Source organism: Ferranicluibacter rubi, assembly GCF_011603255.1.
Classification (GTDB): Bacteria; Pseudomonadota; Alphaproteobacteria; order Rhizobiales; family Rhizobiaceae; genus Ferranicluibacter; species Ferranicluibacter rubi.
The window spans coordinates 55191-73670 of record NZ_JAANCM010000003.1; the positions used below are offsets into that span (position 1 = coordinate 55191).

Consider the following 18480-nt stretch of genomic DNA (forward strand, 5'->3'; position numbering starts at 1 on the left):
ATCAAGATCCCGCCGGCTGATGCACATGCGTCAGCCGGCGAACGTCGTCTGAAAAACGGTGGCCTACAGCCGGTTCCGCGCAACCCCGTAGGTCAGCGCCAGCGCTCCCACGAGGACGGCACCTTTGATGAAGTCCTGCGTGTAGTAGGGGGCATTCAGCATGGTCAGCCCATTCAGAAGCACGCCGACGAAAACTGCGCCGATGATGGTGCCAAAGACATTGGGACGCCGCAGGCCGAGCACCGCAAAGCCGATCAGCGCGGCGGCGACCGAATCCATGAGGAGGGACGCGCCGGAGGAGACATCGCCGCGACCGACGCGTGCCGCGACGATGATGCCACCGACAGAGGCCAAGGCACCCGAAAGCACATAGGCGATGGTCTTGATACGCGCGGTGTTCGCGCCTGCGAGCCGCGCAGCGATCTCGTTGCCGCCGGTGGCGAAGAGGACGCGGCCGAAGCGGGTCTTTTCGGTGAGGACGAAGAGGACAACGGCGAGCGCCGCCATGATGACGACCGGAATGGGGACGGTTCCCCAAAGACTGGATCGGCCGATCGGGAGGAAAGAAGGATCGACCCGCCCGGTGGCCGTCGTGCCGTCCGGCAGGATGAGGCCGGCCGAAATCGAGCGGCCTGCGGTCGGGATCAGTTGCAAGCCGGTGAGAAGGAACATCGTCGATAGCGTTGCCAGGAGATCGGGCACCCCGAGGCGGACGATGAGCAACGCGTTGAACAGGCCGACGAGAGCCCCGAAAGCGATCACGAGGACCACCGTTTCCGTCGCGTTCAAGCCGAGCACGATCATCGCGTAGCTTGCGGCCATGACGCTGGAAGCGGCGACCGCGCCGACGGACAGGTCGAACTCGCCGATGGCCAGCGTCACGGTGACGCCGGCGCCGATAATGGCGACGACGGAGACGCCCTGCAAAATGCTCATCAGATTGCCGACCGTGAGGAAGGCAGGCTGCGCGACCGCGAAGACTATCAGGAGAACGGCCAACAGCAGGAATACGGCACTGCTACGAACCGCTTCGCGGATCGCGTCCAGACCGGGTAGACGCAATGAGGTGGTGCTGTTCGGGTCAAGGGGAGAGGCGGCGTGTGCCGGGTCCTGCGGGATCATGCGTCTTCCTTTTGTTCGCGAAGTGCCTGCGGCTCGGTGATCTCACCGTGCGCAGCGGTCTCGATCGTGTGGCGGGAGAGGGTGAGGACGCGGTCGGCGACGGCGTGCGCTTCGTCCGGATCCGATGTGGCTATCAGGGTGGCCCGCCCGCGCTGGCTGCGCAGCGCGTCGATGATATCCTGGCGTGCGCCGATATCGACGCCCTGGAAGGGTTCGTCCAGAAGCAGGATGCGGCTGACGGCAGCATCCCAACGGGCGAGAACCACCTTCTGCTGGTTGCCGCCGGACAGCGACCAGACCGAGGCATCGGGACTGCGCGCCTTGATCCCCAGCCGTTCGATGGCCCTCGCGGCCTCGCGGTTTTCCCGTCGTGTGTCGATCAGGCCGGAGGGATACCAGCGGGCCAGATGCGGGAGGCTGATCGTTTCGGCGATGCTCTCGCCCGGCCAGCCAGCCGGCATCAGAGACGAGCGATGGCGATCCTCGGCGGCCATCACGACGCCGGCGGCGATGGCCTCGGCCGGTCCTTTCGGACGGTAGGGCATGCCGGCAAGCGTCATGTTACCGGACGCCAGGGGATAAACGCCGAACAGGGTCGAAAGAAGCCGGCTCTTGCCCGCCCCAAGGACGCCTGTGATGGCGACGATCTCGCCCTCGTGAACCGTCAGGTCGAACGGTAGGCTGTCGGGCAGGAGGGCGGCGCCGTGAAGGTGGAGGAGAGGTTTACCGGGCGCTGCAGCCCCTCGTGTTTCGGCCGCGGGTAGTGGTCGCCCGATCATCGCCTCGATGGCGGCGTCGAAATCGATCGGCCGCGCGAAGCGCCCGACATCGCGTCCGTTACGAAGGACGACGACGCGATCGGCCAGCGCCTGAAGATCGGCCGTGCGGTGGGAGATGTAGAGAATGGCTAGGCCTTGGGCCTTCAATGCCCGCAAGAGCGCGTAAAGCCTCTGGCTTTCCAGCGACGAGAGGCTTGCGGTGGGTTCGTCGAGGATCAGCAGTTCGGCTTTGTTGGAGAGCGCGCGGGCAATGGCTACCATCTGCCGATCTGCTGTGCCGAGATCGCCGAAACGACGGTCGAGAGGTAGGTCGATGCCCGTTCCCTTCAGAAGACGGGCGGCCGATCTGCGGACCGAGGCCGTGGAGAGAAAGAAGGGTTGGCGGCCGTCGATGAAGCAGTCGAGCATCAGCGCGTCGGCAACGGTGAGATCGGGAATGCCAACGACATCCGTCGATTGGTGCACGGTGACCACCCCGGCGCGACCGGCCGCCGCAGGGCTTGCCGGAGCAAAGGGCAGGCCCTTCCAGAGAACGGCGCCGCTATCGGCTCTCTGGACGCCGGAGAGGATCTTGACGAGCGTCGATTTGCCCGCGCCGTTCGCGCCCATCAAAGCAACGATTTCGCCGGCTTCGATGCTGAGCGAGGCAGCGTCCAGGGCGCGTGTGGAGCCGAAAGAGAGGGAAAGCGAACGGATATCGAGAAGCGGCATGACGAGGGTCTCCGGATGTTCGGCAAGGCGTGCCGCACCCATGGACCTCCGACAAGGCGTGCCCCTGTTATAGTCGAGTGAGTTTGTAGAATATTATTGCGTTGGAGCCGGTGTGGCCGCTTTTCGTGCACATTCACGGGGGAGAGCGTCGGTGTTCCGCGTTCTACGTCGGGCACAGCATTTGCAAAATGCATCCGCAAACGCGGAGAATGACGCTATTTATTATCTACCATTATACTAGACTAAATGGCCTGATAGGACAACGCTCGATCCGGCGTCGTTCAACGGGAACCCACGACCATGAAGCCCTTCCTCCGTCTCGCCCTTACAACCGCCACGCTCCCTCTTTTTCTCGTGTTGCCTGCGCAGGCAGCAGGACTTCCCGGCGCGCCCGCACCGTTCGACAAGGGAGGCGCAAAGATCGCCCTGATCAGCTACATCTCCGCCGGAGACTTCTTCCAGGCCTATCAGGCGGGAGCGGAAGCGCAGGCCAAGGCGCTCGGCGTCGATCTCAGGGTGTTCCCCGGCCGCCAGAACGCGAGCGAACAGCGCGAACAGATTCTTCAGGCGATCAACCTCGGTGTCGATGGCATCGTGATCGATCACGGCCTGCCGGAATCGCTGGGCGATGTGGTCGAGCAGGCCTTGAGCAAGAATATCAAGGTGGTCGCTTTCGACGTCAATCTGAACAATCCGAAGATCCCGCAGGTGGAGCAATCCGACCACCGCCTCGCCGAACTCGCTCTCGACAAGGCCATCAAGGACAATGGGACGGCCTTCAAGGCGGGCTACGTTTATGTCGCAGGCTTCGCGCCGCTCGACCGCCGCAACGAGGTCTGGGAAAAGGTGAAGGCGGCAAATCCCGGTATCGAACAGAAGGCGCATTTCGGCAGTGTCAGCGATACCACGGCCGCGACAACCGCAGACCAGGCCAAGGCCGCGCTGCAGGCAAACCCCGATATTACCGTCGTCTTTGCGCCCTATGACGAGTTCGCGCGCGGGGTAAAGCTGGCGCTTGCCGATCTCGGGCGGTCCGACGCGGTGAAGATCTACTCGGCGGATGTCTCCACCGCCGATATCCAGGAGATCACCGAGGCCGGTAGCCCCTGGGTCGCGACGGCTGCGACCAATCCGGCCGTCGTCGGCGCGGTTTCGATCCGCGCGGTGGCGCTGCAGATCGCCGGACAGCCCGTACCGCCCCGGATCGTCGTGGAGCCCTTGCTGATCACGCAGGACGAGCTTCGGGCAGCCGGTGTCCAGACGGTCGAGGACCTCGCCCGGAAGATCCCCGCCTTCTCGACCAGTGCAGCCGTGACGGCCGACTGGATCCCCGCCGCGGCATTCTGAGCCGCCGTCGGAGACTCCTAAAAAGCAACCTCGCAGGAGGAAACGATATGGCAGGAGTAGGACATGTCCTGCGGCTGGAAAGCCTGCGCGATGATCTGGAGACCCGCCTGTTTCTCCACGAGGAGCGGCGTTGCTTCGGCGATGACGACGTGGATGACGGTACGTGGCAGGACTTGAAGGTCCGGATCCGCGATCTCTCGCGGGAGATCAGCGCCTTGCGCCATTGCGCGAGCTGCTAAATCCCCGTGCGAGCTTCAGCCCCTGCCGGAGGTCGGCAGGGGCTTGAGGTCAGAAGCCTTCGAGCACGATCTTGCCGCGCGCCTTGCCGCTTTCGATCACGGCATGCGCTTGTTTCAGGTTCTTGGCATTGATCGGTCGCAGCACCTCCGTCACCGTCGTGCGGATCTTGCCGGCGTCGATCAGGGCAGCGACCTCGGTAAGCAGCTTGCCCTGCTCGTCCATGTCGGGCGTTTCGAAGATCGAGCGGGTGAACATCAGCTCCCAGTGAATGGACACGGCCTTGCGCTTGAAGCCGGTGACATCGAGGCTTTCCGGATCATCGATCAGGCCGAAGCGGCCCTGCGGGGCGATGAGGCTGATGATCTCGGCGAGATGACGGTGCGTTTCCGTGGTGGAGAACACGAAGGCCGGGGCGCCGATGCCGAGCGCGGTTATCTGGTCTGCGAGCGGTTTGCTGTGATCTATGACGTGATGCGCGCCGAGCTCGCGGACCCAATCCCGCGTCTCCGGCCGTGACGCCGTCGCAATGACGGTCAGGCCTGTGAGGGCACGCACGAGCTGGATGGCGATCGATCCGACACCGCCGGCGCCGCCGATGATGAGAATGGCGTCTGCCGCGCCCGCGACCGGCTTGCGCACGTCGAGACGATCGAACAGCATTTCCCACGCCGTGATGGCCGTAAGCGGCAAAGCGGCGGCTTCGGCATTCGATAGAGAGGACGGCTTCCTGCCCACAAGCCGCTCATCGACCAGATGGAATTCGCTGTTTGCGCCCGGCCGCAGCAGGGAGCCGGCATAGTAGACGGCATCGCCAGGCTTGAACCCTGCGACGGCGGCGCCCACCTCCACGACTCGACCGACAGCATCCCAGCCGAGCACTTTATGCGCGCCGGCTTCGGGCGAGACGTTTTTCCGGATCTTCGTATCCACCGGGTTCACCGAGATCGCATCCACGGCGACCAGAAGATCGCGGGGCCCGGGCGTCGGCTTGGAGATTTCGACATCGATGAGCGCGTCGTCGCGCTCGATGGTGCCGGCCTTGGTGTAGGCGACTGCTTTCATGATCAGGTTCCTCGTCTTCTTGCTGCCGGCCCATCCGGTTGCTTCCTGCTTGATATGCGCATACGCTCGACAGAATGGAATACGCACAAAGAGAGTACATAGTGTCGAAAAGGATACCGTCATGGCGAAGGTCCGGCATTCCCGGTTCGACTGCAGCCCCGGCTGCTCGGTGGAAGCAGCGATCGGGTTGATCGACGGCAAGTGGAAATCCGTCATTCTGTTCCATCTCCTGTCGGGCACGCTCCGGTTCAACGAGATCCGCAAGATCATCCCCAACATGACGCAGCGCATGCTGACCAACCAGCTGCGCGAGATGGAGGATGACGGCCTGATCTCGCGCAAGGTCTATGCGCAGGTTCCGCCGAAGGTCGAATACAGCCTGTCGCCGCTCGGCCGGTCGATGGAGCCGGTGCTGCTGGCGCTGAAGCAGTGGGGAGACGCCAATCTCGGCCTCTACGGCAAGCCGAAGATCGCCAACCCCGATGAGGCGGCATCCGCCGACAGCGTTGGGGCCTGAAGAAGGCGCTTTCGAAACCGGTTGAGATCAGGGGACGGAGCGTCTATCTGATGGGCACGCGCAGGCGCGAACGTCCCGACAGAACAAGGCATCCGGCATGACCCTTACCTATCTCGTCACCCATTCCGGTGGCTTCCATGCCGATGAGCTTCTCTCGAGCGTCATCCTGACACGGCTTTATCCCGAGGCGCGGATCGTTCGCAGCCGGGCGCCGGAATGGATCACGGCCGGCGCGGACAGGATCGTCTACGATGTCGGCGGCGCCTATGACGCGGAGACACGCATCTTCGACCATCACCAGCGCGGCGCACCGGTGCGGGACGATGGTCAGCCCTACAGCTCCTTCGGCCTGATCTGGCGGCATTTCGGACAGGACTACCTCCGTGCGTCCAGTGTTCCCGAGGCGCATGTCGCGACGATCCATGCCGCCTTCGACGGCAGCTTCGTCCTGCCGGTCGATCTGGTCGATAACGGCGCGCTCAGCCCCTCGACGGCAGGCCTTCTCGCCGGCCTGACGCTTCCGGCCCTGCTCGAAACGCTGAAGCCTGTCTTCGACGAAGCCGACCCGGACGCGGAAAACCGAAGCTTTCATGCCGCGCTCGCCATTGCGCGCAGCTTCGTAGAGGCCAGCATCGGCAAGTCTGCGGCCAAGCTGCGCGCGGAGGCGCTGGTCATGAGCGCGATCGAGGCGGCAGGGCAGGGGAACATTCTGGAGCTTCCGCTCGGCATGCCCTTCCGTTCGGCGGTGGTGAAGGCCGGCGCCGATCAGCTGCTCTTCGTTGTGCACCCGCGTGACAAGGACTGGTGCGTCACGGGTATTCGCCGCGCGGACGAGGGCTTCGAGCTTCGCGCAGACCTGCCTGCCGCCTGGGCCGGGCTGACGAATGCCGACCTCGAGGCAGCCAGCGGCGTGGCCGGCGCGAGCTTCTGCCACAAGGGCCGCTTCATCGCAGCCGCCCGCACGCGCGAGGCAGCTATGGCTCTGGCGGAGATCGCCGTCGCCGAAGCGCTGGCCGAGAAAGCAAGCGTCGCCGCCGTCGCCTGATCGCGGCGCGATGCAGGGAGGTCCGGAATGAGCGTCGCCTTTACCAAGGAAGAAAGCTTCGAGACGGCATCGGAAACGCTCGTTCCCGACCGTCCGATCTCGGCGCATCCGAACCTCGTGACGCAGGAGGGTTTTGCGGCGCTGGAGGCGCAGTTGGAGCAGGCACGGACCGCCTATACAGCGGCGAACCTGATCGAAGACGTCAACGAGAAGCGCCGGCAGACGGCAACGCCACTGCGGGACCTGCGCTATCTCTCGGCCCGCATCCGCTCCGCGCAGGTCATGCCGGAACCGACGTCCTCGGCCAGCGTCGCCTTTGGCAGCACCGTAACGTTTTCCCGCGATGACGGCCGCGTTCAGACCTACCGGATCGTCGGCGAGGACGAGGCGGATCCGAAGGGCGGGACGATCTCGCATGTCTCGCCGGTGGCGGCCCTTTTGATCGGCAAGGCCGTGGGCGATGTCGTCAGCGTCAATGGTCAGGAGCTGGAGATCGTCGCCATTGCGTGATGTGGCGCGATAATCCTCTTCAAGGATGAGCAGCGTGGCGCAGTGGACCTACGGTAAAAATCTCCGACCCTGGCTCGAAAGCCGGTAAATATTTACTGACAGCGAGTGGACAATGGGGCAAGTTGCTTCGTCCCGTCACCGGCTTTCAGCATCGAGCTTCAGCATCTCATGGTCACCATCAAGGAAATCGCGAAAGCTGTCGGCGTGTCCTCCGCGACGGTGTCCCGCGTCCTGAACTACGATCCCGCTCTTTCGATTTCCGCCGCCAAGCGGCAGGCGATCATCGAGACGGCGGAGGCGCTGAATTACGCCACCCCCCGCAACCGCGCCCGCCAGAGCGAGGCTTTGCAGCAGGAGGCGGCGCAGAACGGAGCCGGTCACCACGGTGGCGCCGAGCCAAGCATCCTTCCTCGGCTCGCCATCGTCCATTTCCTGGAACCGTCCGACGAGGTGGCCGACCCCTATTATGTCGGCGTTCGCCTCGGCATCGAGAACCGGTGTCGCGAGTTGCGCACCGATATCGTCAAGGTCTTCCATTCCGATACCCTGCCGGACGCAGCGCTTCTGGCGGACGTCGCCGGTGTCATCGTCATCGGCAAGCACTCGGACAATGAGATCGCCTGGCTCGACGAGCATTGTCGCCATGTCGTCTTCGCCGATTTCGTGCCATCGTCCGACCGCTTCGACTGTGTGCATAGCGATCTCGTTGCCGCGACACACAAGGTATTGGATACGCTTCATCATCTCGACTATGAGCGGATCGCCTTCATCGGCAGCTACGAGCATCTGAACGGGGAAACCCAGCATTTTGGCGAGCGGCGCTGCAAGGCCTATATCGATTGGCAGACGGCGCGCGGCACCTTCGACACAGAACTTCTGGTGCTCGGCGAGAGTTGCGATTCCGGGCAGAACCTGCGGCTCGAAACCGGCTACGAACTCGCGCGCCAACTCCTGTCCCGGCGCCCGCTACCCGATATCATCCTGACCGCGAACGACAATATGGCGATCGGCACCTACCGCGCCGCGCGCGAGGCTGGCCTGTCGATCCCCGACGACGTGGCGATCGTTTCCTTCAACGATATCCCCGTGGCACAATTCCTGACGCCACCGCTGTCGACCGTGAAGATCCACGGGGAGCATATCGGCGAGACCGCGGTCAACCTGCTGCTCGAGCGGCTAGGCGGTCGCAGCTATGCCAAGATGGTGACGATCCCGACCGAGACGATCTGGCGCGGCAGCTGCCGGGCTCCCGGGGCCCTGTGACCGCAGTCGCAGCAGACCTCTTTTGCAGCGCGATAAATATTTACTAAATTTCTGTTGCCCTTGCGCAAAGTTTAGGAAATACTCTCTCCCAAGACAGGTGGAGCTGTCTCAGCCATCGGGACTTCAGGGAGGAAGACCATGCATTTTCAGCGTATTTCCAAGACCTTCGCAGCCGTTGCTCTGGCGGGCACGAGCTTCTTCGCCACCACCGCGGCCTTTGCCGGCGAGATCACCGTGTGGTGCTGGGACCCCAATTTCAACGTCGCGATCATGAAGGAAGCGGGTGAGCTCTATACCGCGAAACACCCGGAAACCACCTTCAACATCGTCGACTTCGCCAAGGCCGATGTCGAGCAGAAGCTGCAGACGGCGCTGACATCCGGCACCACGGATGCGCTTCCCGATATCGTCCTGATCGAGGACTACGGCGCGCAGAAATACCTACAGTCCTTCCCCGGTGCTTTCGCGCCCATGTCCGATACGGTCGATTATTCCGGCTTCGCGCCCTACAAGGTCAAGCTGATGACGGTGGACGACAAGGTCTACGGTATGCCGTTCGACAGCGGCGTGACGGGCCTCTACTACCGCAAGGATTATCTGGAACAGGCCGGCTTCAAGCCCGCCGACATGCAGGACATCACCTGGGATCGCTTCATCGAGATCGGCAAGGTCGTCGAGGAGAAGACCGGCAAGAAGATGCTTGGTCTCGATATCACCGATGCCGGCTTCACCCGCATCCTCATGCAGTCGGCGGGCCAGTGGTATTTCGATGCCGAAGGCAATCTGAGTATCGAGAACAACACGGCGCTGAAGGCGGCGCTGGAAACGCAGCAGAAGATCCTCAAGGCCAACATCCACAAGCCGGCCGCTGGCTGGACGGACTGGGTCGGCACCTTCACGTCCGGCGATGTCGCAACGGTCACGACCGGCGTCTGGATTACCGGAACGATCAAAGCCCAGGCCGACCAGTCCGGCAAGTGGGGCGTCGCGCCTCTGCCGAGCCTCGGTATCGAGGGGGCGACGCATGCTTCCAACCTCGGCGGCTCCAGCTGGTACGTGGTCGAAAGCTCGTCCGAGAAGAAGGAAGCCATCGACTTCCTCAACGAGGTCTATGCCAAGGATATCTCGTTCTATCAGGACATCCTGACGACGCGTGGCGCCGTGGGCTCGCTGACAGCCGCCCGCACAGGCGATGCCTACATGCTGGCCGATCCGTTCTTCGGCGGCGAAAAGGTGTGGCAAAATTTCGCCGACTGGCTCTCCAAGGTGCCGCCGGTCAATTACGGCATCTTCACCAACGAGGTCGACACCGCCGTGACGGCGCATCTGCCGTCGCTGGCCCAAGGCGCCGACATTCCCACGGTGCTGAAGGAAATTCAGTCGCAGGCCGAAGGCCAGATTCAGTAAGCGGTTCCTCCCAGCCGCGCTGCGGTGTCGCGCCTCCCTCCGGGCGCGGCACCGGCTTATCCCCAGGCCCAGTAGGCCGGGGCTGAAGCGCATTCTTCATCCAACAGGTCCCGGCGGAAACATGGCTCACGCGAAAACAGGTGGCGCCCGAACAAGCGGGCTGAAGCGATATTACGACGTCAACGGCTGGCTGTTCATCGCGCCCGCCATCGGCCTGATCGGCCTGTTCCTCATCTACCCCATCTTCCGCTCGCTCTACCTCTCGTTCTTCTCGGGCAGGGGCATGATGATGAAATTCGCGGGCTTCGGGAACATCACGCGGCTGAGCGGCGATCCGGTGTTTCTAAAGGCGCTGACCAACACGACGATCTTCTTCGTCGTGCAGGTGCCGATCATGATCGTGCTCGCGCTGATGCTCGCCTCGCTGCTGAACACGGACCGCCTGAAGTTCGCCGGCGTCTTCCGCACCGCCATCTTCCTGCCCTGCGTCGCCTCGCTGGTCGCCTATTCCATCCTGTTCAAGAGCATGTTCTCGATCGACGGCGTCATCAATCAGGCGCTTCTTGCGGTCGGCATCATCGGCTCGCCGATCGGCTGGCTGACCGAGCCCTTCTGGGCGAAAGTCCTCGTCATCCTCGCCATCACCTGGCGGTGGACCGGCTACAACATGATCTTCTACCTCGCCGCCCTGCAGAACATCGACCGCTCGATCTACGAGGCCGCCCGCATCGACGGTGTGCCGGCCTGGGCGCGCTTCGTTCACCTCACCATCCCCATGCTGAAGCCGGTGATCCTGTTCACCACCATCATTTCCACCATCGGCACGATCCAGCTGTTCGATGAGGTCTATAATCTGACCGAGGGCAAGGGCGGGCCGGCGGATGCGACGATCACGCTGTCGCTCTACATCTACAATCTCACCTTCCGCTACATGCCGAGCTTCGGCTACGCCGCCACGATCTCCTACGTGATCGTCGTCATGGTAGCGGTGCTGTCCTTCCTGCAATTCTACGCCGCTAGGGAGCGTTCATGACCGCCGTCTCCGCTTCCCGGGCAAGCCGTGCCCTGCCGCGCGCCGCCACGTATGTCGCCCTCTCGGTCGCCGCCTTCGTTTCGGTCTTTCCCTTCATCTGGATGATGATCTCCTCGACCAACACGTCGATCGACATCATCAAGGGCAAGGCGACGTTCGGTAGCGCCTTTTCCACCAATGTCGCGAATTTCTTCGCGCAGGTCGATGTGCCCCTGGTGTTCTGGAACTCGGCCAAGGTGGCGATCCTCGCGACGCTGTTGACCATCGCCGTGTCGTCGCTTGCCGGCTACGGCTTCGAGATGTTCCGCTCCAAGATGCGCGATCGCATCTATTCGCTGGTGCTGCTGACGCTGATGGTGCCGTTTGCAGCGCTCATGATCCCCCTGTTCATGATGATGGGCAAGGCGGGGCTCATCAACACGCACATCGCCATCCTGCTCCCGACAGTCGCTTCCGCCTTCATCATCTTCTACTTCCGCCAGGCAACGAAGGCCTTTCCGACGGAACTTCGGGACGCTGCCAAGGTGGACGGGCTGAAGGAGTGGCATATCTTTCTCTACATCTACGTTCCCGTGATGCGCTCCACCTATGCCGCCGCCTTCGTCATCGTCTTCATGATGAACTGGAACAACTATCTCTGGCCGCTGATCGTTCTCCAGTCGAACGACACGAAGACGATCACCCTCGTCGTCTCGTCGCTGGCCTCCGCCTATTACCCCGACTTCGGCGTGGTCATGATCGGCACGATCCTCGCCACACTTCCAACCCTTCTCGTCTTCTTCGTCATGCAGCGCCAGTTCGTGGCCGGCATGCTCGGTTCTGTGAAATAGGATGTCGACAATGCGTAAGTATGAAAGCTTCAACGGCAACTGGACCTTCAGCGAAGGCTTCGACGCTGCGAAAGCCGGACAGCCGCTGAATGGGGAAACCGTGCGCCTGCCGCACACCGCCGTGGAGCTGCCCTACAACTACTTCGACGAAACCAGCTATCAGAAGGCCTTCACCTACCAGAAGGTGATCGCCTGGGAGGCCGGCTTCGAAGGCCGTGAGGTTTCGCTCGTTTTCGACGGTGCCATGGCCGACAGCGAGGTCTATCTGAACGGCGAGAAAATCGCCTTCCACCGCGACGGTTACACACCCTTCGAAGCGCGGCTGACCGCCGGGCTGAAGCCGGGCGACAACATCGTCACCGTCAAGATCGACGGGTCCGAGAACCCCGAGATCCCGCCCTTCGGCGGCATGATCGACTATCTCTGCTATGCCGGCATCTATCGCGATGTCTGGCTGAAGGTCGCAAGCCCGGTCTCGATCCGCAACATGAAAATCGAAACGCCCGAGGCGTTGTCGGCGAGCACGGTCACGGTTCGCGTCGACCTCGCCAACCCGCAGACCCTGCCGACGACGGGCACGCTCCGCGTCTCGATCGCCGACAAGGCGGGCACTGTGGTCGGCACGGTCACGGCGGATGTCGCAGGCGACAGCACGACGCTCACGATCGACGGCCTCACCGGTCTCGCCCTCTGGGATATCGACAATCCCGTGCTCTACACGCTGACGGCGGAGCTGGAGACCGCATCCGGCACGGATGCCCTGTCGAGCAGATTCGGCTTCCGGACCGCCGAATTCACGGCGGACGGCTTCCTGCTCAACGGCAAGCCGCTCAAGCTGCGCGGGCTCAACCGGCACCAGGCCTGGCCTTATTCCGGCTATGCGATGGGACGGCGGGCGCAGGAGAAGGATGCGGATATCCTGAAATTCGACCTGCGCTGCAACATCGTGCGCACCTCGCATTATCCGCAGGCGAAGAGCTTCATCGAGCGCTGCGACGATATCGGCCTTCTCGTGTTCGAGGAGATCCCAGGCTGGCAGCATATCGGCGACGAGGCCTGGAAGACGGAATCGATCGAGAACGTCCGCCGCATGATCGAGCGCGACTGGAACCACCCCTCCATCATCATCTGGGGCGTGCGCATCAACGAGAGCCAGGACGACCACGACTTCTACGCCGAGACGAACCGTCTGGCGCGTGAACTCGACACCACCCGCCAGACCGGCGGCGTGCGCTTCATCACCAATTCCGAGCTGCTCGAAGACGTTTACACCATGAACGACTTCATCTTGGGCCTGGAGGAGACGCCCGGCAACAATCGCGGTCGCGTGGTGCTGCGCGACCGGGTGGAGACGACGGGGATCACAAAGCCGATCCCCTACATGATCACCGAATATAACGGCCACATGTACCCGACCAAACGCTTCGATCAGGAGCAGCGGCAGGCCGAGCATGTGACGCGGCATCTGTTGATCCTCGACGCGGTCGCCGGTCGCGACGATATCTCCGGCTCCACCGGCTGGTGCATGTTCGACTACAACACGCACAAGGATTTCGGCTCGGGCGACCGCGTCTGCTATCACGGCGTGCTCGACACGTTCCGCGAGCCGAAACTCGCGGCCTATGCCTATTCGTCTCAGGGCGATCCGGAAGGCGGCGTCGTGCTGCAGCCGGTGACATACTGGGCGCGCGGCGAGCGTAACATCGGCGGCGTCCTGCCGCTGATCATCCTGACGAACTGCGACTACCTGGAGATCAAATTCGGCGACTTCGAACCGAAGCGCATCGAGCCGGACCGGGAAACTTATCCGCACCTCGCGCATCCGCCCGTCATTCTCGACATGCGCAATGTCACGCCTTCGGAGTTCGGCACCTGGGGCCGGATCTGGCGTGACGGCGTGATCACCGGTTATGTGGGTGGCAAGGCGGTGAAGACCGTGGTTCTGCCGGCCGATCCGCTGCCGACGACGCTGCAGATCGCGCCGGATGACACGCAACTGCGGGCCGGCGAGAAGGACGCCGTCCGCGTCATCGTCCGCGTGCTCGATCAGGGCGGCAATATCCTGCCCTATTATGAAGAGCCAGTCCGCTTCGCCGTGGACGGTCCCGGCCGCATCATCGGCCCGTCGCTGCAGAGCTTCAAGGGCGGGGTGACCGGCTTCTGGCTGGAGGCTGGCGACACCGCCGGAACGATCACGCTATCGGCGGAGTGCGGCCTGTTCGCAGCCCAGACCGTCACCTTCACCGTCAGCGCATAGGAGCCGGAATGGCCGACGTCACCCTCAAGGACATCCGCAAGACGTTCGGCGTGCTCGACGTCATCAAGGGTGTCGATCTCGACATCAAATCGGGCGAGTTCGTCGTCTTCGTCGGCCCGTCCGGCTGCGGCAAGTCCACGCTGCTACGCATGATCGCCGGGCTGGAGGATATCACCTCCGGCACGCTGGAAATCGGCGGGCAGGTGATGAACGACGTCGATCCCTCCAAGCGTGGGATCGCCATGGTCTTCCAGTCTTACGCACTTTATCCGCATATGACCGTGCGTGAGAACATGGGCTTTGCACTGCGCTTTGCCGGGCAGGACAAGGCGGAGATCGCGCGCCGGGTCGATGCGGCCGCAAAGATCCTCGAGCTCGGGCCGCTGATGGACCGCAAGCCGAAGGCGTTGTCCGGCGGGCAGCGGCAACGCGTCGCCATTGGCCGTGCCATCGTGCGCGAGCCGGACGTGTTCCTCTTCGACGAGCCGTTGTCGAACCTCGATGCGGAGCTTCGTGTCCACATGCGCGTCGAGATCGCCCGGCTGCACAAGGAACTGAACGCCACCATCGTCTACGTCACGCACGATCAGGTGGAGGCGATGACGCTCGCCGACAAGATCGTGGTCTTGCGCGCTGGCATCGTGGAGCAGGTCGGCGCGCCGCTCGATCTCTATGACGATCCCGCAAACCTCTTCGTCGCCGGCTTCATCGGCTCACCGCGCATGAACGTCTTTGCCGGGCGGGTGATCGGCGCCAGCGGCACCACCGCCCTCGTCACGCTCGACGGCTTCGCCGATAAGGAGATTGCAGTGCCCCTGCAGGGTCCGGTGCCCTCGGCCGGCACGCCGATCCGCCTCGGCATTCGCCCGGAGCATTTCACCGATGCGGGCGAAGATAGCCTGTCGATCACCATCGACATGTTCGAGCATCTGGGCGGCGAGACCTTCGCCTATGGCCGCTCGACCTCCGGCGAAACCATCGTCGTCACCACCCGCAACGGCCGCAGCCTGTCGGCCGGCCATGTGCTGAAGGCGGGCTTCGACCCGACGCGAGCCTTGCTGTTTGCGGAAGATGGGAAGCGTATCCGCTAGCGATCACGGACGTCGAATGTTGAAGCGCCGGACCTCTCGCGGGGTTCCAGCGCTTTTCTTTGGGCACGAGGCGGTTTTCAGCGACCTCTCTATGATTCAACGGACCGGATGGCCAGGGGTGCCATCCGGTCCGTCAGCGCGGCGGGGACGGTGTCGTCTCGACCCGGGAGGGAGGTCGCGCGCTATCTCTGTCCGGTCAGGCGGCGCGAACCTTCTTTTCGATGCGCGCCCATTGCGGGATCCACTCGTCATGCGCGATCAGCAGATCGTCCACGAGAGACCAGATCTGGTCGAGATCGAGCTCGGCCGCCGTGTGAGGGTCCATCATTGCGGCATGGTAGAGGTGTTCGCGGTTCTCCGTCATCAGGGCCTGAACCGTGAGTTCCTGCACGTTGATGTTGGTGCGCATCAGGGCGGTCAGCTGCGGCGGCAGGGCGCCGACGAAGGTCGGCTGGATGCCGTTTTCATCAACCAGGCACGGCACTTCGGCGGCGCAATTGTCGGGCAGCGAGGTGATGCAGCCATTGTTGCGCTGGTTGCCGTAGATGACCGAGGGCTCGCCGGTCCAGACCGAATTGACGATCGAGGACGCGTATTCCTTGGATTGCTTCACTTCGATCTTGTCGGCGGAGATGTAGGCTGCGGCCTGACCCTTCCAGCGTTCGATCTGCTCGACGCAGCGCTTGGGATATTCGTCGAGCGGAATGCCGAACTTTTCGATCAGGTCCTCGCGGCCTTCCTTGATGAAGTAGGGCGTGTATTCGGCAAAGTGCTCCGAGCTTTCGGTGACGAAGTAGCCGAGACGCGTCAGCATTTCGTAGCGCACCTTGTTCGGGCAGCGCGGGTTCCAGGTCGCCTTCGGCGCACGGCCTTCGCGATAGCCGCGCAGGAGATCCGGGTAGAGATCCTTATAGGAACCGTCGGGCTGGCGGTGCTCGAACTTCAGGTAGAAGGCCATGTGGTTGATGCCGGCCGACTTGTAGCGGATTTCCTCGTAGGGGATATCCAGATCCTCGGCGAGTTCCATCGCGGTGCCCTGCACGGAGTGGCAGAGACCGACCTGCTTGATCTTCGGATACTTCTCCGCGATCGCCCAGGTGTTGATGGCCATCGGGTTGACATATTGCAGCAGGATCGCCTCTGGGCAGACCTGCATCATATCCTCGCAGATCGACCAGAGATGCGGCACGGTGCGTAAGCCCCGCATGATGCCACCGACGCCGAGCGTATCGGCAATCGTCTGGCGCAGGCCGTATTTCTTCGGCACTTCGAAGTCGGTGACCGTGCAGGGCTCGAAGCCGCCAATCTGAAAGGCGACGACGACGAAGTTGGCACCATCGAGTGCGCGCTTCTGGCTGGAATGCATCTCGATGGTGGCTTTCGCGCCAAGGGACGAGATCAGCTTGCGGACGATGACTTCGCTTTCCGCCAAGCGTTCGGCATTGATGTCCATCAGTGCGATCTTGGCACCGGAGAGAGCCGGGCGCTGGAGGATGTCGCCGATGATGTTCTTCATGAACGTCGTCGATCCCGCTCCGATGAAGGTGATTTTGGGTTGTCTGGTCATGGGGGCCTCTTTCTGCTCAGGCTGCAACGTTGAAGGCGGCTCGGACGAGCCGTTCGGTGTATTCGGTCTTGGGGTTGGACAGGACCTCGGCGACGGGGCCTTCCTCGACGATCTTTCCTCGCTGCATCACCGCGACCCGGTGGCAGAGCGCGCGCACCACCTTCAGATCGTGGGAGATGAAGAGGTAGGAGAGGCCCCGCTCTTCCTGCAGCTTGCGCAGCAGGTCGATGATCTGGGCCTGGACCGAAAGATCGAGCGCCGAGGTCGGCTCGTCGAGAAGAATGAATTCCGGCTCGAGAGCGATGGCACGGGCAATCGCGATGCGCTGGCGCTGGCCGCCGGAGAACTCGTGCGGAAACCGCCCGAGGATGTTGCCCGGCATACCGGCGCTGGCAAGCGCGTCGTAGATCCGTCCCAGCCGCTCGTCGCGCGTCGCGCCGAGCTTGTTGACGATCAGGCCCTCCTCGATGATCTGGCCGACCGACATGCGCGGGTTGAGCGAGGAGAACGGGTCTTGGAAGACGATCTGCATGCGGGCGCGCAGCGGGCGCATCTCGGTCCGGCCGTAGGACTGGATCGCCTCGCCGTCGAACGTGATCTCGCCGCTGCCGGGGTTCAGCAGCCGGATGAGCGCCTGCCCGAAGGTCGTCTTGCCGGAGCCGCTTTCGCCGACGATGCCCAGAGTCTCGCCGCGCCTCAGCGTGAGGCTCAAATCGTTGACGGCGAGAAGCTCGCTGAAGACCGGTTTGAAGAAACCGCCCGATTTCAGCGTGAAGGCAACGCGAACATTGCGGCCTTCGAGGATCACGGGCGCCTTTTCGGAGATAGGCTTCACCGTGCCGCGCGGCTCGGACGCGAGGAGCTTTGCGGTATAAGGATGGCGCGGATTGGCAAACAGCGCCTCGGTGGTGTTGTGCTCGCGCACCTGGCCGGTGCTCATGACATAGACGTAGTCCGAGAACTGCCGCACGACGGTGAGGTCGTGGGTGATCAGGATCACGGCCATATTCATTTCTCGCTGCAGGGAGCGGATGAGATTGAGGATCTGCGCCTGCACCGTCACGTCGAGCGCCGTCGTCGGCTCGTCGGCGATTAGCACGTCCGGCTTGTTGGAAAGGGCCATGGCAATCATGACGCGCTGGCGCTGGCCGCCTGAAAGCTGGTGCGGATACTGGTTGAGCCGCGCCTCCGGCTCGGGGATCTGGACGTGGCGCAGGAGGTCGAGCGCTTCCGCCATGGCCGCCTTCCGGCTCATGCGGCGGTGGACGAGGATGGCTTCGGCGATCTGCGCGCCGATCGTATAGACCGGATTGAGCGAACTCATCGGCTCCTGAAAGATCATGGAGATCCGGTCGCCGCGCAGCTTCCGCCGGCGGTTTTCCGAGAATTTCAGCACGTCCTCGCCCTTGTAGGCGATGGTGGAGCGGGGGCTTGTCACGGCGCGCTTTGAGAGCAGCCCCATGATGGTACGGGCGGTCACGGACTTGCCGGACCCGCTCTCCCCGACGATGGCGATCGTCTCGCCGCGGTAGAGCTGGAAGGACACGTCCTTCACGGCGCTGACCATGCCGTGCTCCACCTTGAAATCGACCGCAACGTTGCGGGCATCGATGATCGGCGCGTCCGTGTGCTGTGCAAGGTCGCAGCGCTCATCTGGGGCCGTGACGGAGATGTCTGATGTCGTCATGGTCTCGCTCCT

The 18480-nt window shown here is 63.1% G+C and carries 16 protein-coding genes; 11 read left to right on the forward strand and 5 right to left on the reverse strand.

Annotation, left to right across the window (positions count from 1 at the left end):
- Window positions 1–63 precede the first annotated feature (63 nt).
- Together G8E10_RS06880 and G8E10_RS06885 are read right to left on the reverse strand one after the other, a co-directional pair.
- Window positions 64–1122, reverse strand: coding sequence for an ABC transporter permease (locus G8E10_RS06880; RefSeq protein ID WP_167128115.1), 1059 nt, complete (start codon window positions 1120–1122; stop codon window positions 64–66).
- The gene (locus G8E10_RS06885) at window positions 1119–2612 is read right to left on the reverse strand and encodes a sugar ABC transporter ATP-binding protein (RefSeq protein ID WP_132714829.1); all 1494 of its coding nucleotides are present in this window, start codon (window positions 2610–2612) and stop codon (window positions 1119–1121) included. The genes G8E10_RS06880 and G8E10_RS06885 overlap by 4 nt, the downstream gene beginning before the upstream one ends.
- Window positions 2613–2912: 300 nt before the next feature.
- Between G8E10_RS06885 and G8E10_RS06890 the strand changes: the two genes are divergently transcribed.
- Both G8E10_RS06890 and G8E10_RS06895 read left to right on the forward strand, forming a co-directional pair.
- Window positions 2913–3959, forward strand: coding sequence for a substrate-binding domain-containing protein (locus tag G8E10_RS06890; protein WP_110802533.1), 1047 nt, complete (start codon window positions 2913–2915; stop codon window positions 3957–3959).
- A gap of 47 nt (window positions 3960–4006) precedes the next feature.
- The gene (locus tag G8E10_RS06895) at window positions 4007–4198 is read left to right on the forward strand and encodes a hypothetical protein (RefSeq protein WP_110802531.1); all 192 of its coding nucleotides are present in this window, start codon (window positions 4007–4009) and stop codon (window positions 4196–4198) included.
- Window positions 4199–4247: 49 nt separating this feature from the next.
- On the opposite strand, the gene G8E10_RS06900 is transcribed toward G8E10_RS06895, so the two are convergent.
- Entirely contained in the window at window positions 4248–5261 is a 1014-nt protein-coding gene (locus tag G8E10_RS06900; RefSeq protein ID WP_110802529.1) for a zinc-binding alcohol dehydrogenase family protein, read from the reverse strand.
- A 121-nt stretch (window positions 5262–5382) separates the two neighbouring features.
- Here G8E10_RS06900 and G8E10_RS06905 point away from each other — a divergent pair, with 121 nt between their 5' ends.
- The 9 genes from G8E10_RS06905 to G8E10_RS06945 all read left to right on the forward strand — a co-directional run bounded on the left by G8E10_RS06905 (window position 5383) and on the right by G8E10_RS06945 (window position 15214).
- The gene (locus G8E10_RS06905) at window positions 5383–5778 is read left to right on the forward strand and encodes a winged helix-turn-helix transcriptional regulator (protein WP_110802527.1); all 396 of its coding nucleotides are present in this window, start codon (window positions 5383–5385) and stop codon (window positions 5776–5778) included.
- A 97-nt stretch (window positions 5779–5875) separates the two neighbouring features.
- Window positions 5876–6823 (forward strand): MYG1 family protein, encoded by a 948-nt coding sequence (locus tag G8E10_RS06910; RefSeq protein WP_110802525.1) that lies wholly within the window; start codon window positions 5876–5878, stop codon window positions 6821–6823.
- A 27-nt stretch (window positions 6824–6850) separates the two neighbouring features.
- The gene (gene greA, locus G8E10_RS06915) at window positions 6851–7333 is read left to right on the forward strand and encodes a transcription elongation factor GreA (protein WP_110802523.1); all 483 of its coding nucleotides are present in this window, start codon (window positions 6851–6853) and stop codon (window positions 7331–7333) included.
- A 168-nt stretch (window positions 7334–7501) separates the two neighbouring features.
- The gene (locus tag G8E10_RS06920; RefSeq protein WP_110802561.1) at window positions 7502–8596 is read left to right on the forward strand and encodes a LacI family DNA-binding transcriptional regulator; all 1095 of its coding nucleotides are present in this window, start codon (window positions 7502–7504) and stop codon (window positions 8594–8596) included.
- 138 nt (window positions 8597–8734) lie between these two features.
- Window positions 8735–10003 (forward strand): ABC transporter substrate-binding protein, encoded by a 1269-nt coding sequence (locus G8E10_RS06925; protein WP_110802521.1) that lies wholly within the window; start codon window positions 8735–8737, stop codon window positions 10001–10003.
- 121 nt (window positions 10004–10124) lie between these two features.
- Window positions 10125–11036: a carbohydrate ABC transporter permease gene (locus G8E10_RS06930; protein ID WP_110802520.1), complete on the forward strand. Its 912-nt coding sequence runs from the start codon at window positions 10125–10127 to the stop codon at window positions 11034–11036.
- On the forward strand, window positions 11033–11866 hold the full coding sequence (locus tag G8E10_RS06935; protein WP_110802518.1) for a carbohydrate ABC transporter permease: 834 nt from the start codon (window positions 11033–11035) through the stop codon (window positions 11864–11866). The genes G8E10_RS06930 and G8E10_RS06935 overlap by 4 nt, the downstream gene beginning before the upstream one ends.
- Before the next feature lie 10 nt (window positions 11867–11876).
- Window positions 11877–14123 carry a glycoside hydrolase family 2 protein gene (locus G8E10_RS06940; protein ID WP_110802559.1) on the forward strand — a complete coding sequence of 749 codons (2247 nt, stop codon included), beginning with the start codon at window positions 11877–11879 and terminating at the stop codon, window positions 14121–14123.
- Between the two features lie 8 nt (window positions 14124–14131).
- Window positions 14132–15214, forward strand: coding sequence for an ABC transporter ATP-binding protein (locus tag G8E10_RS06945; protein ID WP_110802517.1), 1083 nt, complete (start codon window positions 14132–14134; stop codon window positions 15212–15214).
- 196 nt (window positions 15215–15410) lie between these two features.
- On the opposite strand, the gene melA is transcribed toward G8E10_RS06945, so the two are convergent.
- Window positions 15411–16781: an alpha-glucosidase/alpha-galactosidase gene (gene melA, locus G8E10_RS06950; protein ID WP_110802515.1), complete on the reverse strand. Its 1371-nt coding sequence runs from the start codon at window positions 16779–16781 to the stop codon at window positions 15411–15413.
- A 16-nt stretch (window positions 16782–16797) separates the two neighbouring features.
- On the reverse strand, window positions 16798–18468 hold the full coding sequence (locus G8E10_RS06955; protein ID WP_110802513.1) for an ABC transporter ATP-binding protein: 1671 nt from the start codon (window positions 18466–18468) through the stop codon (window positions 16798–16800).
- Window positions 18469–18480: the final 12 nt, after the last annotated feature.

Bases quoted from the DNA above. Each gene is read 5' to 3' on its own strand.
- G8E10_RS06880 (WP_167128115.1), bottom strand. From the start codon at position 1,122: ATGATCCCGCAGGACCCGGCACACGCCGCCTCTCCCCTTGACCCGAAC.
- G8E10_RS06885 (WP_132714829.1), bottom strand. From the start codon at position 2,612: ATGCCGCTTCTCGATATCCGTTCGCTTTCCCTCTCTTTCGGCTCCACA.
- G8E10_RS06890 (WP_110802533.1), top strand. From the start codon at position 2,913: ATGAAGCCCTTCCTCCGTCTCGCCCTTACAACCGCCACGCTCCCTCTT.
- G8E10_RS06895 (WP_110802531.1), top strand. From the start codon at position 4,007: ATGGCAGGAGTAGGACATGTCCTGCGGCTGGAAAGCCTGCGCGATGAT.
- G8E10_RS06900 (WP_110802529.1), bottom strand. From the start codon at position 5,261: ATGAAAGCAGTCGCCTACACCAAGGCCGGCACCATCGAGCGCGACGAC.
- G8E10_RS06905 (WP_110802527.1), top strand. From the start codon at position 5,383: ATGGCGAAGGTCCGGCATTCCCGGTTCGACTGCAGCCCCGGCTGCTCG.
- G8E10_RS06910 (WP_110802525.1), top strand. From the start codon at position 5,876: ATGACCCTTACCTATCTCGTCACCCATTCCGGTGGCTTCCATGCCGAT.
- greA (WP_110802523.1), top strand. From the start codon at position 6,851: ATGAGCGTCGCCTTTACCAAGGAAGAAAGCTTCGAGACGGCATCGGAA.
- G8E10_RS06920 (WP_110802561.1), top strand. From the start codon at position 7,502: ATGGTCACCATCAAGGAAATCGCGAAAGCTGTCGGCGTGTCCTCCGCG.
- G8E10_RS06925 (WP_110802521.1), top strand. From the start codon at position 8,735: ATGCATTTTCAGCGTATTTCCAAGACCTTCGCAGCCGTTGCTCTGGCG.
- G8E10_RS06930 (WP_110802520.1), top strand. From the start codon at position 10,125: ATGGCTCACGCGAAAACAGGTGGCGCCCGAACAAGCGGGCTGAAGCGA.
- G8E10_RS06935 (WP_110802518.1), top strand. From the start codon at position 11,033: ATGACCGCCGTCTCCGCTTCCCGGGCAAGCCGTGCCCTGCCGCGCGCC.
- G8E10_RS06940 (WP_110802559.1), top strand. From the start codon at position 11,877: ATGCGTAAGTATGAAAGCTTCAACGGCAACTGGACCTTCAGCGAAGGC.
- G8E10_RS06945 (WP_110802517.1), top strand. From the start codon at position 14,132: ATGGCCGACGTCACCCTCAAGGACATCCGCAAGACGTTCGGCGTGCTC.
- melA (WP_110802515.1), bottom strand. From the start codon at position 16,781: ATGACCAGACAACCCAAAATCACCTTCATCGGAGCGGGATCGACGACG.
- G8E10_RS06955 (WP_110802513.1), bottom strand. From the start codon at position 18,468: ATGACGACATCAGACATCTCCGTCACGGCCCCAGATGAGCGCTGCGAC.